This window comes from Flavitalea flava (assembly GCF_054461575.1).
Map to the genome: position 1 here is coordinate 63,953 of NZ_JBTLQH010000014.1, position 17,579 is coordinate 81,531.

Annotated in this window: 12 protein-coding genes; 3 read left to right on the forward strand and 9 right to left on the reverse strand. The window is 44.9% G+C overall.

The features are described from left to right. Window positions 1-6: 6 nt before the first annotated feature. The gene (locus ACX0G9_RS14615) at window positions 7-2,403 is read right to left on the reverse strand and encodes a helix-turn-helix domain-containing protein (protein WP_459065664.1); all 2,397 of its coding nucleotides are present in this window, start codon (window positions 2,401-2,403) and stop codon (window positions 7-9) included. Between the two features lie 29 nt (window positions 2,404-2,432). Next, window positions 2,433-4,688, reverse strand: a complete 2,256-nt coding sequence (locus ACX0G9_RS14620; RefSeq protein ID WP_459065665.1) for a S9 family peptidase — start codon at window positions 4,686-4,688, stop codon at window positions 2,433-2,435. Between the two features lie 96 nt (window positions 4,689-4,784). Between ACX0G9_RS14620 and ACX0G9_RS14625 the strand changes: the two genes are divergently transcribed. After that, window positions 4,785-6,239, forward strand: a complete 1,455-nt coding sequence (locus tag ACX0G9_RS14625) for a sialate O-acetylesterase (protein ID WP_459065666.1) — start codon at window positions 4,785-4,787, stop codon at window positions 6,237-6,239. A gap of 71 nt (window positions 6,240-6,310) precedes the next feature. Then, window positions 6,311-7,942 (forward strand): PKD domain-containing protein, encoded by a 1,632-nt coding sequence (locus ACX0G9_RS14630; protein ID WP_459065667.1) that lies wholly within the window; start codon window positions 6,311-6,313, stop codon window positions 7,940-7,942. A gap of 20 nt (window positions 7,943-7,962) precedes the next feature. On the opposite strand, the gene ACX0G9_RS14635 is transcribed toward ACX0G9_RS14630, so the two are convergent. The 6 genes from ACX0G9_RS14635 to ACX0G9_RS14660 all read right to left on the reverse strand — a co-directional run bounded on the left by ACX0G9_RS14635 (window position 7,963) and on the right by ACX0G9_RS14660 (window position 12,935). After that, window positions 7,963-8,907 carry a hypothetical protein gene (locus ACX0G9_RS14635; protein WP_459065668.1) on the reverse strand — a complete coding sequence of 315 codons (945 nt, stop codon included), beginning with the start codon at window positions 8,905-8,907 and terminating at the stop codon, window positions 7,963-7,965. 25 nt (window positions 8,908-8,932) lie between these two features. After that, on the reverse strand, window positions 8,933-10,093 hold the full coding sequence (locus tag ACX0G9_RS14640) for a toxic anion resistance protein (RefSeq protein WP_459065669.1): 1,161 nt from the start codon (window positions 10,091-10,093) through the stop codon (window positions 8,933-8,935). A gap of 80 nt (window positions 10,094-10,173) precedes the next feature. Then, window positions 10,174-10,728, reverse strand: a complete 555-nt coding sequence (locus tag ACX0G9_RS14645) for a TerD family protein (protein WP_459065670.1) — start codon at window positions 10,726-10,728, stop codon at window positions 10,174-10,176. Continuing rightward, a complete protein-coding gene (locus ACX0G9_RS14650; RefSeq protein ID WP_459065671.1) occupies window positions 10,718-11,563 on the reverse strand; it encodes a phosphoribosyltransferase family protein in 846 nt (281 codons plus the stop codon). Before ACX0G9_RS14650 ends, ACX0G9_RS14645 begins: the two co-directional genes overlap by 11 nt. After that, window positions 11,563-12,270: an HAD family hydrolase gene (locus tag ACX0G9_RS14655; protein ID WP_459065717.1), complete on the reverse strand. Its 708-nt coding sequence runs from the start codon at window positions 12,268-12,270 to the stop codon at window positions 11,563-11,565. The genes ACX0G9_RS14650 and ACX0G9_RS14655 overlap by 1 nt, the downstream gene beginning before the upstream one ends. Continuing rightward, window positions 12,261-12,935, reverse strand: coding sequence for a TerD family protein (locus tag ACX0G9_RS14660; RefSeq protein WP_459065672.1), 675 nt, complete (start codon window positions 12,933-12,935; stop codon window positions 12,261-12,263). Before ACX0G9_RS14660 ends, ACX0G9_RS14655 begins: the two co-directional genes overlap by 10 nt. A 451-nt stretch (window positions 12,936-13,386) precedes the next feature. On the opposite strand from ACX0G9_RS14660, the gene ACX0G9_RS14665 reads away from it, so the two are divergent. Then, the gene (locus tag ACX0G9_RS14665) at window positions 13,387-15,783 is read left to right on the forward strand and encodes an ABC transporter permease (RefSeq protein ID WP_459065673.1); all 2,397 of its coding nucleotides are present in this window, start codon (window positions 13,387-13,389) and stop codon (window positions 15,781-15,783) included. 71 nt (window positions 15,784-15,854) lie between these two features. Here the strand turns inward: ACX0G9_RS14665 and ACX0G9_RS14670 are convergent, their stop codons facing one another. Next, complete coding sequence (locus ACX0G9_RS14670) at window positions 15,855-17,441, reverse strand: Na+/H+ antiporter (RefSeq protein ID WP_459065674.1); 1,587 nt, start codon at window positions 17,439-17,441, stop codon at window positions 15,855-15,857. Between the last annotated feature and the right edge of the window lie 138 nt (window positions 17,442-17,579).

Below are 17,579 nucleotides of genomic sequence, written 5' to 3' on the forward strand. Positions count from 1 at the left end.
TGGTGATCAGGGATTGCTTTTCTGTGTTTTCTCTGTATTATGCCGAAGGAACTGAAGTACAGCTCTTATCTCACCAAAGGTATACTGGTCGCCTAATTTTGATTTGACAGGCCCCAGAGTGTCGCCGCCGATCTCTTCAATGGCTGCTATTATGGACGCCATTTTGGTTTCAGGAACCAGTTCTTTTATATCGATCTCCCCGGTAGGAATAAAGGAGGCGAGGTGGCTTTCTACCGTTGTTACCGCCAGTCCCCTGCGGGTAGCGATCTCTGCCATGGAAACGCCTTCTTTATATAATCCCAGACTTATACGGTGCGTACTTCCTTTCTGAGGTTTGCCAGTGAGGGATATGCCTTTCTCCTGGCCAGGTCTTTCCCCTGAAACAGATGACCCTTCACCCGAAACGAACCCTTCTGGAGAATGCTCCGTTTCCATCTTCATTTTTTTCTCCTGCAGATCTGCCAGCAAACTTGTCGTATCTGCTCCTTCCAACAGACCGGTAACCATTTGCAAGGCATCCCCTATTTGTTGTTTTTTCCGGGTAAGGATGATTTTTATTTCCTGTAAGGTCTCTGCATATTTTTTCCCCTTTTGTTTTAACCGGACGGCTTTCAGATGCTCCTGCAAGGGAGTAAGCATATCTTCTTCCAACTCCTTTAAAAAATATTGCGATCCGGCCTGCATTCGTTGATGCAGTTGCCGGTAGCCGTCTTCGGCTGCGGTGAGTAAAAGGTGATCGAGCTGTCTGGAGAATTTAAGGGCCGTCTCCTGCTGACTGGCAGCTTTATCCAGCCAGACTTTGGCCAGTTCCATCGCTTTTATTTTGTCCGGGATCTGTCTGTGGGAAGATTCCTGCTGATTGGTCTGTAAAATATCGGCTATTTTGGTCCAGTCAAAAGACCTGACCAAAGAGTGGCTGATATAGGCGATCTGTTCGTCCCGTAATTGTGTTTCCGGAATTCCTTCGGCCAGACTGCTTTCCATAAAGCCGATCACTCTCGGATCGGTGCTAATGCAATGGGGAAGAATGCGGGAACGTAAAACCAGCCCATCGATGGAGGTAAGCCTGCTCAGCGCTACATAAACTTGCCCCGGAGCAAAAGAGGAGCCTGCATCTATAACTGCTTTTTCAAAGGTCAGCCCCTGGCTTTTATGAATGGTGATAGCCCAGGCGAGACGGATAGGGTATTGCGAAAAAGTTCCCAGTTCTTCCTCTTCTATTTTATCTTTCTCTTTATTGTAGTTATATCGAATGTTCTTCCAGGTTTCCTTTTCCAGGGTCAGTTCATCAGGTCCGTCAGGAAAAACGAGGACGATCTTTTCCGGGGACTTTTTGTCCCGGGATCCTGGATCCTTTGAATGCGTATCTTTTGAATCCGCATCTTTTGAGGTCTTGTCCTTTTTTTCCCGGATGATCCTTTTGACAGTACCGATCTTACCATTGTAATAACGCCTGGTTTCACCCTTATCATTTTTGATAAGCATGACCTGTGCCCCTTCTTTTAATTGAAGGGATTTTTCCGCAGGGAAGGCTTTATCATTGAACTCCCCGGTTACAGAGGCTTCGAAAGCGTATTGCTCTCCCTTCAATTTGCTTAGCTCTGTTTGGTTGATGCCATCCGCTTTGGCATTATGCGAGGTGAGTGTAATATAGTTCTCCCGTTTGGGCGCTTCAAAATCCGGCTGATAATAATCGTGCAGCTTATCCAGGTCGCGGTAGGTTGCGCGGTTATTACGGATATTATTGAGGATATCTATAAAAGATGTTTCGCTCTGGCGATAGATCTTTTGGAGTTCCAGATACAGCGGAGGAGCCTGAGCGATCACCTGTGCGTCAAAAAAGAAAGGACTCTTGTAATGTTTCTGCAATAACTCCCATTCTTCCCTGGATACGACAGGAGGTAATTGAAAAAGATCCCCTATATAAAGGACCTGCAGACCACCAAAGGGTAATAAAGGCTGCTGGCGGAAATGACGCAGGATGGTATCTACGGCATCCAGCGTATCGGCCCTCACCATACTGATCTCATCAATAACCAATAATTCAAGTTCCTGGAGCAATTCCCGCTTGCTGGTATTGAACCGGATATTTTTAAATAAGGTATTCTGATCGGAATAGGTGGGAAATTCCTGGTTCTCCGGGTTCCAGCCTGTTTGCTGAACAGGGATGAAGGGGCCAAAAGGCAATTGAAAAAAGGAATGCATCGTAACGCCGCCAGCATTGATGGCAGCTACACCGGTCGGTGCAACTACCGCCATTTTTTTAAAACTATTCTCCCGGATATATTTGAGAAAAGTCGTTTTTCCCGTTCCGGCTTTACCGGTCAGAAAAAGAGGCTTGCCAGTCTGATTGACAAACTGTACGGCGAGTTGAAAGATAGTATTGCTGGTATCGTTAAGCATACGGGAGGTGCAATTTAGGTAAAACCACCTTACGGGCAAATCCCTTTTAGGTACTGCTCCAGATACTGAAAGCCCACTTTTGCGATCAGGAGCGCGCTGGGCCAGTTGTAGGCGGCTCCATGCGCACCAGGAGGATAGATCCTCAGATCGGCATCTTTGCCGGCATTGGTAAGCGCAGTCAGCAATTGCATCGTATTGGCGGGGTGAACATTGTCGTCGCTCATCGAATGGATCAGCAGCAGGTGATCTTTAAGATTGCCTGCGTGTGTTACCGGTGCGCTGTTCTTATACCCTTCTGTGTTGTCTTCGAGCGGGGCCATATAACGTTCTGTATAAACATTATCATAGAGACGCCAGTCAGTAACGGGAGAATTGGCGATTCCCACTTTAAATACGCCAGGATGGGTCAGTAAAGTATAGGTTGTACTATATCCTCCGTAACTTCCTCCCATGATCGCCATTTTGGCGCTGTCGATATAAGGGAGGCTGGATAAATAATGAGCTGTTTCCACAAAATCATGACTTTCCCATTTGCCTAGTTGTTTGTACACCACCTTCATGAATTTACTGCCATAATTGGCAATGCCCCTGTTGTTCACGTCCACCACGATATAACCGTTCTGGACCAGCCATTGCTGCCAGCCATTGGCTGAAAAACGGTTAAATACCCCATGTGATTCCGGGCCGCCATAAACGGTCATGACCACCGGATATTTTTTGGCCGGATTAAAATTGGATGGTTTGATCATGTATCCATCCAGATCGACTCCATCTGTAGTTTTGAAACGAAATAGCTCCTGGGGAGAATAGGTATGTGTTTTAATAAAATCAGTGACGGACTGATTTGTTTCCAGGCTTTTTAACAATTTGCCCTGCCCGGTGAACAATCCCACCTGTAACGGAGAATGTACATTACTGTATTCGTCGATATAATAACCGGTGTTAGGAGACATGTTTATGTTGTGAAAGCCCTCCACCCGGGTCAGTTTTTCTTTTTTGGAGCCATCATACCGGATGGAATATAATTGTTGTTCCAGGGGGGAGGCTTCTGCGGAAAGATAATAAATGGATTGGGTGATTGGGTCGATGCCTGTTACTTTAATGAGGTCCCAGTCGCCTTTGGTGACCTGGCTGATCAAATGGCCATCATATCCATAATGGTAAATATGATAATACCCGGAACGATCGGATACCCAGAAAAAATCTTTGGATTTTTCCGGGAAGTAAACCATGTCGTTCACATTGGTGTAAAAATTAAAGATAGCCACCCATGTGTCATTTTTTTCTTCCAGGACGACCCGGTGCCCTCCGGTTCTTACATTAAAAAAATACAGTTTCATATGATTTTGCGCCCTGTTCAGGGTCATTACGGCCAACTCATCCGGGTTGCTGGTCCAGTAGATCCTGGGAATATAAAAGTCGCCGGTCTCGTCCGTGGTTAACCAAACCTTTTTCCCTGAACGGACATCCACTACGCCGATCTTTACTTTGGGGTTGGCATCACCGGGCTGAGGAATAGGGATCTGGATCTGCTCCGGATGTAACCCATCATAATTGGTCATTTGAAAAACAGGAACAGGACGTTCGTCAAACTGCCAGAAGGCAATGAATTTATTATCAGCAGACCAATTCCAGGCCTGGGCCTGACCGAATTCCTCCTCATATACCCAATCGTAATGTCCGTTGAAAATACTGTTCTCCCCGGTTGAATCGTCGGTCAATTGTCGTTCGGTTCCTGTGGAAAAATTATAAACAAACATATTCCCTCCTCTTTCCATGCCAACCATAGAGCCATCCGGAGAAAGCTCGGCGGTGCGGGCATTCGTGGCAGCCTGTTTGAGCTGTTTGGTGTCAAGATCATAAATATAATAATCGGAGATGCCGGATTTCCGGTAAAGACGCCTGAAATTAGTCTTAAAAACCAGGTGCCTGGAATCATGCGACCATTGAAAGGATTCATAGGTAAAGGGTTTATCCGTACCCGGGAAATTCATACCCTTATTCGTAAAAACCAGTTCTTCTTTCTGGGTCCAGATATCCAAAGTATGAATTTCATGGTTATTGTCGATAAAGGAAAATTGCTCGCCGTTCCTTATCCAATTGACGCTTTGGGGGCCGGATTTGCCCCTTAATGAGGGTGTGGATCGTAATGCTTCGGCTATGTCGTTGTAGGACTGTTTGTTCTGGGCTTCGAGCCGGAGACATGACAGAAGCCCTGATAGAAGTCCCGACAGGCAAAGGAGGGCAAAAAGACCAGGGATAAAAAAATTGGGTTGCCGGTTCATAGTTGAATTTTGTTATATCGTCAAACCTACATTAAAATGGCCTGTTTTTATTTGTTCCGGGAAAAATATATCTTACAAGGTCGAAAATCAAATAGTATGTATAAAGGCTCTGTTAGTATATACAAGGACTCAGGTAGGATGTATAAATATTTTTTTCTCTTGCTGTCCATGGTTACCGGTCTCGTTTCTTATGCGCAGATCCGGTTACCTTCGGTCATTTCCAGTAATATGGTCTTACAACAGAAGAGCAAGGTAAGATTGTGGGGTTGGTGCGAGCCCGGCGAAACGGTTAATATAACAACCTCCTGGAATAACAGGGTCGACTCGGTTAAAGGGAACAGGGATGCCCAATGGCAGATCAGCATTCCAACACCTGAGGCCGGCGGCCCCTATACGATCACCCTGAAAGGTTATAGTACGATCATGCTGGAGAATGTTTTGATCGGGGAAGTGTGGATCTGCTCGGGGCAATCCAATATGGAAATGAACGAGACCTGGGGTTTGCCGGATGTCAGGGAAGCTTTGCCAGGTTGCGCTACCAACAATATCCATTTTTTCCAGATCCCCAGAACGACTTCAGACTTTCCTCAGGGGGATTGTAAGGCCAGTTGGGTAGTCTGTGATTCGGTTGCCCTAAAGAAATTCAGTGCGGTGGGTTATTTTTTCGGGAAAAAGCTGAATAAGGAACTGAACGTGCCCATCGGGCTGATCCAGGCAGCCTGGGGAGGGACGGCAGCAGAGGTGTGGACGCCTGCGGATCTGGTGAACGGAGATGCCCTGTTAAAAAATGCTGCGGACAAACAGGTGCCCACTGACTGGTGGCCCTATAAACCGGGTTCCGCTTATAACGGAATGATAGCGCCGGTTACTTCTTACAGCATTGCCGGGGCAATATGGTATCAGGGCGAAAGCAATACCGTAGTCCCTCAGGCCTATGGGAAGTTATTTACAACCATGATCGGTGCCTGGCGAAAGGCCTGGAATAAGGATCTTCCTTTTTATTATGTGCAGATTGCACCTTATGCCTATGAGACCTGGAAAACTGCCGGTTTGTTGCGGGAGCAACAGGCGGTAAGTATGAAGCTGGAACATACCGGGATGGTCGTGATCAGCGATATTACGGGTGACACTTCGGATATCCATCCGAAAAACAAACATGATGTAGGCTTACGTTTGGCCAACTGGGCTTTGGCAGAGACTTATCATCTGGCTGCCGGGACGGATCCTAAAGATGCAACAGCCTATAAAAGCCCTGCCTATAAAATGATGGAAATAAACGGCGATAAAATAAAACTGGGTTTTGAAAATGCCGGTAACGGGTTGATGGTAAAAGGCCCGGTAATAAAGGAAGTTTATATGGCAGGGGCCGACAGGGTCTTTTATCCGGCGCAGGGCAGGATAGAGGGAGGGCTTCTCGTCGTAACTTCACCTTTGGTAAAAAAACCGGTTGCTGTGCGTTACCAGTTTGGTAATGCCGCGATCGGGAATGTATTCAGCAAGGAAGGATTACCGCTGGCACCTTTCAGAACGGATGATTGGACGGTAAAATGATGGGAGAATAAAATGTGATAGGAGAATAAAATGATTGGACAGTGAAATGATTTTCGATAAAATTTATTAGTATGCAGGGAATCAAATCTATTAATAAAAGGGGATATCTGGTCAGGGGTGTATTCAGGGGCGTAATAGTGCTCCTGGCATTCGGTTTTTGCAGCTGTGAAGGTCATTCACAACCTTTGCCTCCGTCTAAAGGACCTTCTACTACTCAGGAACTCTCTGCATCCCAAGGGCTCTCTCCGTCCCAGGGAAAAAACCTGGTTGTTACGAAAGTGGCGATTACCGAATACAGGACCGGCTATCTGTATAGTGACAGCAATTTTTATTCTTTTTACAACGGGGATTTTATACAATATGATTTTAATGACCGGAAGATCGTGGATGTCGCTACTGGATTTAATCTTTTATTGGCGCTGGATGACGAAGGGTTCGTATGGTCTACCCGGATTACGGATGCGATCTGCACCCGGATCGATAAGGACAATACGGGCGCCGCGTTTAACGGGAATACGGCCATCTTTGGTTTTGGCAATACCCACACCAGCATTCGGGCTGATGGGAGTCTTTGGTATTGGGGGGAGGATTTTTATAATTTATACCACAGCACCGGAAAAATAAATATAGAACGCCCGGTCCGGATCTCTCCCAAAGGAATGAAAGTCAGGAAAGTGGTAATGGGCAATAAATTATTGGTGCTGACCAGGAGCGGAGAGGTATGGGATTGGAGCATAGGAGGTGGGTTAACCCCGGTAAAACGGGTGGTTCCAAGGCCTGCCATCGATATTTTCGGATCGAACTTCGCTTACCAGGGTTGCATCATACCAGAACCCGGTGGCAACCAGGGTGGCCAGCTTGCCGGTTATCCTTATATCTATGGAACGGATTTTAGTTTCTGGGGAGGAAATGACGCCCTGGAACAACCCACCTCTATGAAGGAATTATGGAAAGTCAGGTCTCCCATAAAAGAGATTGCCGCCAGTAGTAATACCATTCATTATATCGATGTGGAAGGCAGGATGTTTGGAATGGGAGATAACTCACAAGGTGAAGTGGGTAATGGGGTAGAGTTGGTCAATCAATCCACTTATGCAAAGCCGCATTCCTGGACATTTAATAAAGGGGAAGCGTATACGGGCGCGCCCCCTGTACAGATTGGCGCCGGGATAAAATGGAAAAAACTCTTTTCCAATAATTTTATTTCCTTTTATAAATACGCACTGGATGAAAAGGATAACCTGTATAGTTGGGGAAGAAATAAGGCATTAGCCCTTGGAAACGGTTATCTGAATATGCAGGAAGCTACTTATCCCAATGCGATGGATGTGCTGGTCCCCACGATCGTGCGCCCCATATCTTCCCGGTTCCAGACCTATACTTTCACCCCACCTTCGATTTCGGCAGGCCCTGAACAAACGGTCAAGGGGTCTTCTGTCACGCTCAAAGGATACGCAACTCCGCCACGGCTGATAAAAAATACGATCGTAGCCGCCAATGGAATAGATACGATCGGTTATAAGATCGTGTCCTATAAATGGACCCGGGTAAGCGGCCGGGGGGGAATCATCAATTCTCCGGATTCCGCAACGACTACTGTTACAGGGTTGACACCGGGTGTTTATATATTTAGTCTGAAGGCCACCGATAACAATACGGGAACACAACAGGCGCTTGTGACCATAACGGTTTCCGGACGATGATCCCGGAGCTGGCTATTTGCTTATATGCTGTCGGTCCTAAGCATGGTCTTTAGAATATTGGCCTGCACATCGAAATCGCTGTTTTCCAGAAAATTGATCTCCCCGATCTTTTTATTCGATTCGGTGAGCAGATGCCGGATATCGGCGGGGATAAAGGTTTTGGTGACCCCTATGCTGCTTTCCAGTTTGTTGTTTTTATCGGTTAATTCCCGGATGATCCTTGCTTTTTTCGAAAGGGTATTGGACCAGTCGATACCCGAGATTTTGGAAAGGTCGCAGAACAGGAACAGGTTGCTGCCCGGGTAATACATAAAATACCGCTCCTCCTCCATGAATTTATAGATTTCCACGATCTGATTGCCCGCCTTTAATCCGTAGAAAAATTCGGTTTTGAATTCATTTTTACACAAATGCCCCATTAGTTTTTTTTGAATGGTGGCATAGGTATGGATATAGACCTCAGCTGGATTGTACCCGATCAGTTCTCCCAGGGTTTCCGGGGATATATCGTAAAAGAAATCCTGGGAAAAGCGGGCGCTGAAGGCATTGATGTTTTTGGAGAAAGGATATTCTTCCGCATCGCTGGATAAAACCTCATATAGTTTCCGGAGGGACAAGTTCATCTTCAGGGACTGTCTTTGCCTGTCCAGTTTGAAATTGGCCTCCGTATAAACAGAGTCGTTCAATTTCTCCATCAGATCCCTGTTTATCTGGATCTCATCGTAAAGAATGTTCTCGTTCTTTTCGTTGTTCTTTTTTATTTTTCTCAATAATTCAAGGATGCTTTCAGTAAACTGGAGATGGAAAAGATCTAGTTTATTGATGTCCAATTCCTCGTTGCTCTCAAATAGTTTATGGATTACCTGGCTGCGCAGATAGATCTTATAGATCGCTTCATCCCCGAAAAAAACAGAGAGCAATTGAAGTTTGCTGATTATCCTGGTAGAGTCATTTAATATTTTCAAACGGTTTTCATCCATCTCTCAGACTCTAGTTGATATTGGTTACGTTCTTCTTTAGTTCGGTTTCCAGATTTTGTAATTCGGAATTAAGGGCGACCCGGTTCTGATTGCCTTCTTCGTGTATTTTCTTGACTTCATTCAGGGTTTCGATCAGCGATTGCGTGGTTTTTTTCAGGGTGTCTATGGAGACGACGGTCTTCTCATTTTCCCTGGCTACATCGATACTGTTTTGTTTGAGCAGATCGGCATTCTTTTGCAGGATCGTATTGGTGGTGTCCGAGATCTTCTTTTGCATTTCCACATTGGCTTTCTGTCGTTGAAGGGCAACCGCGATAGTCAATTGATTTTTCCAAACAGGAATAGTGGTAGAGGTAATGGACTGGGCTTTTTCCGCAATAGAGGTGTTGTTGTTCTGCACGATCCTGATTTGGGCCAGGGACTGCATCATTATAAAACGTACCGTCTTCATGTCCGCGAGTCTTTTATCCAGACGGTTGACATAATCCCGCATGTCGGCTATCTGGTAATCGTTATAATTGGAAGGATTCGCTTCCATCTGGGCCAGATTATCTTTTAATTCGTTATACTTCAACTGGCCCGATATGATCAGGTCCTCCATTTGTTTGATGTGTTCTACGTTTGAGTCGAACATTGTCTGGAGAGAACTGTTGTCCTTTATCGAGTTCAGTCTGCCCGCCTTTATTTTGTTGGTTATTTTGTCGATATTTCCTACGACGGTGTCATATTTCTGAAAAAGTTTTTTGGCGTCGAAAATGAGCGTTTTCAGAAAGGGGATTTTGGAAAGGAATTGTTTGACGGGCCCCTGGTTCAATTCGTCGACATCGATATAATTCAACTCTGACAGCAGGTCATTGATCAAACCGCCGACTTCCCCTGAATTATAGGTCCGGACAGAGGTTAAAAAATCATTGCTGTACTTTTCCATCGAATTCTGTACATCACTGCCATAGTTGATGATCGAGTTGGCATCGGAAGGGTTAAGACCTTTACTGATCTCGTTGAACCTTTTGGCGTCGTCCTGTGAGACTACGGAGAGGTCGACATTCCCCTCCTTGTCCAGCCTTACGGCAGGGAGAGATGGGTTCGTGCCGGAAGGGTTGTTGTTGGACAGGGTTGTATTTGGTGGATTCGTATTTGCTGTATTTGCCGGATTCGTATTTGTTTCCATGAATTGTCAGGTTTATGGGTGTTGTAATGAATGTGGTAATGAGTATTCCAAAAGTCTTTTTGCGAGGGTGTATTGTTTTATTAATTGTATTTATTCAGATAATCCTGTAATCCGCCTTTCATGCCTGCACCTACGGCCTCGAATTTCCAGTTCCCGTCGCGAAGGTAGATCCTTCCGAATTCAACCGCCGTTTCGATGGAGAAATCCTCATCCAATTCGTATTTCAGCAATACTTCATTGGTGGCCGAATCGAATATGCGCACAAAGGAATTCCGAACCTGTCCGAAATTCTGTTTGCGGTTCTCTGCTTCATGGATCGTGACTACAAGGCAAATTTCGCTTACCTGGGCATCGATCTTTGAAAGGTCAACTTTTATTTGTTCATCGTCACCATCCCCTGCTCCGGTAAGGTTATCCCCGGTGTGCTCGACTGCTCCATCAGGAGATTTCAGATTGTTGTAAAAAACCAGGTTATTATCGGACAGCAGTTTTTTATTCGGACCTAAAATGAAGGCAGAGGCATCCAGGTCGAAGCCTGAACCGGTGGCCGTAGTATTGGTGTCCCAGCCTAATCCAATGGTAAATTTGGGAGAATTGATCGCCTCGCGTTGTCCTTTTTGCAGGTTAATCGCCATGTTGTATTTTTTTAGTTTTTTTTGTAAAAAGATGGTTGCTGATAAAATCCAGGTTCCGGGAATAAGCTTCGATGTTGTGATAGCTATTGCCCAAAGCCATATTGTACAAGAGATTGACAAAGTCTTCCGTTTGGACCTGTATAAAAATGCAAAACGCCTCAAATTCGTAATGAAGCAGGTATTTTACAATACGTGTATTGATTTGAAAGGAATCATCATTGATGATCTTTTCCAGATCGAATATGCTCTTTACAGCGTGATAGTTTAACTGGTTCTCAATATTCGGATGGATATCCCTGTTCACCAGTTCCGCGAAATAGAGCATATGTATGTCACTGGACAGGTCATATTCGTTTGCCATCTTAAGGATCATTCGTTCGTGGCTTCCGGTTATCTTGATATCATCCAGGAACAGAAGGGTCTTTCCCTGCAGGAATTGTCTGTCGATATGGAACGAATCGTTGCCGATAAGGCGCAATCTTTCTTCCGCGCTAAGTTCCCCATAATCTTCTTTGTAGGTAATAGTCCTATGTACTTTTGTTTCCTGTACGACCGGAAGGCCCTTTTCGGCCAGCCATTTGTTTAAGCGGAAGATAAAATGATCCTTCATGGCAAAGGTCGCGGTAGGGATAAAAGAATAGGGACTCGACAGAACCACTATCTGTTCTGCAATTGGATGGTGAATCAGGTGTTGGCGGATAAATCCTTCACCCAGGGCCGTTCCGAATTCCCTGGCTACAAGGCCATCTCCGAATTTAAAACGGCTGTAGTCATCCGGGTTAAAGCCGCAATGACGGGGATCGTTGATTTTATGTAAAGAATAGGTCGTTCTCATTAATTAACGAGGCTTAATATACTTTTATCATTTGAATTTATCACCAGGGCGGATATTCCAGCGGCGATAGCCCCATCTCTATCCGCCTTTTCGTTATCTCCGATATGAACGATCTCCTGCAAACTGGTCATCCTATCTGATTCCGGCCGGAAAGAATGTATCTTGTCGAGCATTATCGTAAACAGGACTTTATTCGGTTTGGATAATCCCTCTTCGTCCGAATAAAGCTGGAAATCGAAGATCTGATCTAATCCCAGCTCCGGCAAGATCTTACGTAAAGTCCTTCCTTTAATAAAGGCAGTATTGCTCAATAAACTAAAAGTCGGATCCCTCTTTTCTTTTAATTGCCTGAGTACCTTGAGGGTCTGCTCATCAAAAAGATGTGGCCGGTATGTAAAAAAAAGACCCTCCATATCGTCGTACAATTTAGTGAGATCTATGCCGGAAAATGTATGGTTATAGTCATTCATGATACTTATGACCATCAGGTACATTTCTTCGGCGTCTATATTTTTTCCTGTTTTTTCATTTATGGCATTACATAACAGATCAACCTGTCGGAAAATAGCAGCAATTTCTTCAACTGTCTTATTTTTTTCATTAAAATTTTTATGAAAAAAAATCGCCTTTTCCCGTTTGAATAAAGGGTTGGATCTTATCAGGGTCATCCATAGGTCGAAGGAATAATGTTTGTAGATCAGGAGTATTTTTTTAAAATGTCAATAAAACTATCGGTGGGGTAGGGTTCGCCCAAGGCCCGGAACTTCCAGGTGCCATCTTTACGGTAGACCTCGGAAAAAACCATGGAACACATATTGTTATACGTGGCATCTCCCGACAGGCTGAATTTTACGATTTCTTTTCCCTTGTTATCCACTGCGCGGATAAAGGCATTATCGATCATACTGAAGTTCTGATTGTTCTGCCGGCCGTGATAGATGGTGACCAGAAAAACAATTTTCTGATACCGCTGATCGAGCGCATCCAGTTTGACAATGATCTGTTCATCGTCTCCATCGCCTGCACCAGTGCGGTTGTCCCCGGTAAGCCAGATATTGCCGGAAGGATGTTTCTGGGAGTTGAAATATATAACGTCGCCTCCATACCAGCCGATGCTTCTGCCATTTACCTGTTCGGTTCTTCCCGGATCAACCACTTTGTCATTTCCATCCAGCAAAAATGCAACGGCATCCAGATCGTATTCCGCCTCCTCTTTTGCTCCTCCTATTAATTTGCCCAGGAATCCTCCACCCCCTGATTTTTTACGGATATCCCAGCCTAAGCCTATTGTAACCGATGAAAGATCATAGGATTCTCCGTTTGCGTTTTTGCGAAGGTCGATGGTTTGCCCTTTAACTAAATTTATGGCCATAATGGTTTTGTTTGAACGGTTTTTTTAAATATAGCGCTATTTAATAATCTGTTTGGGTGTTTTTGACAAGCACTGCAATATTGAAATATAATAATGAACTTCAATAATGAATAACAATACAGATAACAAGATAAGAAGGCAAAAAGATAATATTCAAGGCTTTTTTTATGCGGTTTGGGATGAAAAACATCTTTTGTACTTAATGCACTGATAATCAATAGATAATTCGTTTTGGTCTTTAGTTATCAAACTGTTATATCCATTTATAAGCGGAGTAAATCCGATTTTTTTGATCCCTGACCGGACTGTCCTTTTTCTTGCATCGATACCGGACAGTCTGCGGAGACAATTACCTGTAAAAATAATTGATAATCAATAGAATAGCAAATTGGCATTTTCTTGGTTGCAATAAGAGATGTGTCCGCGTGCCTGGTTTACTTAAATTTCATCCATGTTCACTAATTATCTTAAAATCGCCATTCGTAATCTTTTCCGCAACAGGCTGTTTACCGGTCTGAATATTTTTGGGTTGGCTACCGGTATGGCCTGTAGCATCCTGATTTTTTTGTGGGTACAGGATGAATTAAGTTATGACCGGTTCAATGCGAATTCCGGCCAGATCTACCGGATGACCACGCGGCTGTCAGGGGTCGATGCAGCGGTTGTTCCCGTACCTATTGCCATGGCGGTAAAAACACAAATTCCGGTTATTAAAAGGGTCACGCGTCTTGCTGCCTTACATGGAATGGTTACCGCAGCGAACAGGAAATTCGATGAAAAAAATATGTATTATTCGGATTCGAATTTTCTGAGGATATTCAGTTACCCGCTAATTAAAGGTGATCCGGCAACCTTATTATCCCAACCTGGCGTCGTTGTGCTTACGGAAAAGGCCGCCAAAAAATATTTTGGCGGTACGGAGAACGCGATGGGAAAGACTATTCATGTCGATAATGATATCAAAGGGAACGATCTGATCGTCAACGGCATTCTAAAAGATATTCCACGCAATTCGCATTTGCAGTTCGACCTGTTGCTCCCCATTTCGCTTTATGAAAGAACGATCAATCAATCCGAGACCTGGGGAAATTACGATGTATATACTTATCTGCAGTTCGACGATCATTTTTCTGCGACACCTGCTGTCCTGGGAACCGTCGAACAGCAGATCAACGATGTTCGCCAAAAAAATGATAATACCAAAACAAGAGGCGTATTTTTTCTTCAGTCTCTGACGGATATTCATTTGCATTCCCATTTATTACTGGATGTAGACGGGCAGGGAAATAACCAATACGTGCGAATATTTTCGCTGGTTGCGCTTTTTATCCTGTTGATTGCTTGTATAAATTTTATGAACCTGTCTACGGCATTGTCGGGAAGAAGGGCAAAAGAAGTCGGTTTACGAAAAACTGTTGGGGCTTTACGGGGTCAGTTGATCCTGCAATTTATCAGCGAATCGGTATTGCTGTCCTTTATTTCCCTGATCATCGGGGGCGTTCTGGCAGTGTTACTGTTGCCTTTGTTCAATGATCTGGCTTCCAAGTCTATCTCCATCAGCCTGCTGAATGTACGGATCATTGGCGAGCTATTAGGTACGGCCGTTTTGGTCGGGCTGATCTCAGGGAGTTATCCGGCCTTATTCTTATCCTCCTTCAATCCCGTGAAAGTATTAAAAGGAGTAAAAGTACTGCATGGAGGAAAATCTTTTTTCAGGAATGGGCTCGTGGTCATACAATTCTCCATTTCCGTCATCCTGATGGTGAGTACCCTGGTCGTTTATAATCAGCTCCGGTTCATCCGCACCCGGGATATCGGTTTTAATAAAGAGAATCTTTTATATGTACCTATGCCGCAGGTTGGCGATCTGGTAAATAATTACCAGGCGGTGAGGTCTGAAATAAAACAAAACCCGGCCCTTTCTGACTTTACTATTGTGAGTCACCTGCCCACCTACCTTACCACCGGAACGACTTCTGTAAACTGGACCGGTAAAAATCCCGGGGACCAGATCATCTTTCCGCAACTTTGGATCGACGATAATTTTATAAAGACTTTCGGCATGAACCTGGCGACAGGAAGAACTTTTTCAAACGATTTTAAGGCGGATGAAAATAATTTCGTCGTCAACGAAACGGCATTACGAACCATGAAAATGAATCAGTCGAATGCTATCGGTCAAACGATCTCCGTGAATGAAAGAACAGGAAAGATCATAGGGGTGGTAAAGGATTTTAATTTCAAGCCAGTGCAGCAACCGGTCGAACCCCTGATCCTGAAGAATGGAAGTTCAGGTCATTTAAGCGGCAATGCGGGTTTTGTCGTTATTCGGACATCTACGGCCAGGGTTCAGGATAATATTACGCAGGTAAAAAAAGTCTTCCAAACTGTATATCCCGACCTACCCTTCTCCTATGGATTTTTAAATGAAGATCTCTCCAAACTTTATGTGGCCGAGCAAAGGATGGGTAAATTGTTTAATGTGTTTTCCGTATTGTCCATTTTGGTTTCCAGCCTGGGCTTGTTTGGTCTGGCTACTTTTGCCACTCAGAAACGTGTCAGGGAGATCGGAGTCCGGAAAGTATTGGGTGCCAGTGAAGCGGGTATCGTTACTTTGTTGTCAAAAGATTTTATTAAATTAGTACTGATGTCCCTGGTAATTGCCTTTCCATTGGCATGGTGGAGTATGAGCAAATGGCTGGAAAATTTCGTCTATCATATCCGGATTAGTTGGTGGATGTTTGCCCTGGCAGGTGCAATAGCCATTGTAATAGCCTTTTTTACCGTAGGATACCAGTCCGTAAAAGCAGCGATCGCCAACCCGGTAAAAAGTCTCAGAACCGAATAGTACCGGACCGAATAGTGCCGGCAGGAATAGGGTTTTCTACCGGATACCAAGTGGTTCTTTATTGATACCACTTACAGGGCTTCGTACCGCATATGTATCTTTTCTTCTTCCAGATCCAGTGACCGGAGATAGTTGCGGATAACTGTATCGTCCGTACCGTCTTTTCTGTTTAATTCATGAAGGAGCGAACGTTGTTCCTCCAGCAATTTTAAATAGACCTGGCGGAAGTTTTCCTGTTCAGCGACTCCGGCAGTGTCCTGTACGGAGCGTTCCCGTTCCAATTTTGCCCTGAGTTCCTGTAATCCTTCGTTTCTTTTCAATAATTCCGAATGCTGCTCTTCTATTACCTTCAGACTGCGTTCTGCCATTTTTCTTCTCAACAGCGTGTGTTGTTCACCGGCAGGCAATTGATGATCCGGATCTTCCAGTTTTAGCCATCTGATCAATACCGGCAAGGTTAATCCCTGCAATACCAGGGTCACCAGGATGACGACAAACGTTATAAAGATAATTAAAGGCCGATAGGGAAAAGGACTGCCGTCACTGAGTTTAAGTGGAATAGATAAAGCGGCTGCCAGGGATACCACGCCCCGCATACCCGCCCAGCCAAAGATCAATGGCGCTTTCCACCCCGGCCGGTTATCCGCCGTTGTTATATACCGGCTAATGAACACGGTGAACACGGAAGCTCCCTGGCAACATAGGATACGGGTCAGCATCAAAACAAATGAGATCAGCAAACCATAACCAATCGCTTTGGGAAGGCTTACCGATCCTAATTCCCCTACAATGACCGGCAACTCAAGCCCGATGAACATAAATACCAGGCCGTTCAGTACAAATCCAAGTGTGGACCATACATCGACTCCCTCCAGACGGCTGCGGTAATTCAGGAACAAATGGCTTCTTGCCGAAAGAAAAAGGCCTCCGCTCACTACGGAGAGAACGCCGGAGAAATGAAAAAATTCTGCCGCGATATACATCAGGTAAGGTGCGGTGAGGGTGAGTACGATATCGATATTTGTATTGGTAGGGAGCCATTTATGAATGGCATAATAGATCAGACCGATCACAATCCCTGTCAGGATACCCATCACGATGACCACCACAAAGCTGAGGGCGGCCTCATGAAAGATAAACCGGCCCGTGTCCACGGCAACCAGGGCAAACCGGAAAACGATAAGACTCGATGCATCGTTCAGCAAACTTTCCCCTTCGATAATGGAGGATAACCTTTTGGGAACCTTAACATATTTCAGCACGGAGGTGGCAGATACCGCATCAGGGGGAGATACGATCCCGCCGAGCAAAAACCCCAGTGCCATCGTAAAACCGGGAAGAAAAGTACTCGATACGACAGCTACGACCAGGGAGGTAAAGATCACGATCAAAAAGGCAAAGCTGGAAATGACCCGTCTCCATTTCCACAGATCCTTCCAGGAAGTATTCCACGCGGCTTCATATAACAACGGAGGCAGGAATATGACAAAAATCAATTCAGGGTTAATGGCTATGAGCGGGATACCGGGGATAATGCTCAATATCAAACCTCCCAGGACCAATAGGATCGGATAAGCAATCTTCCATTTTTGAGCCAGCATAATCATGCCAAGGATGGCGAGGATTAACAGGATGTACTGGAAAAAGGTTTGCAGCATAAGGATCGATTTTGAGATTCATTGATTGGCACAATCGTTCATGACCTTATCCGGGCCATTTTTGGCTTTATTGCCATTCTTGGCTTTATTGCATGGATGTATTACCGGCAAGTGGATGTTGTAAATATATAATTTAGT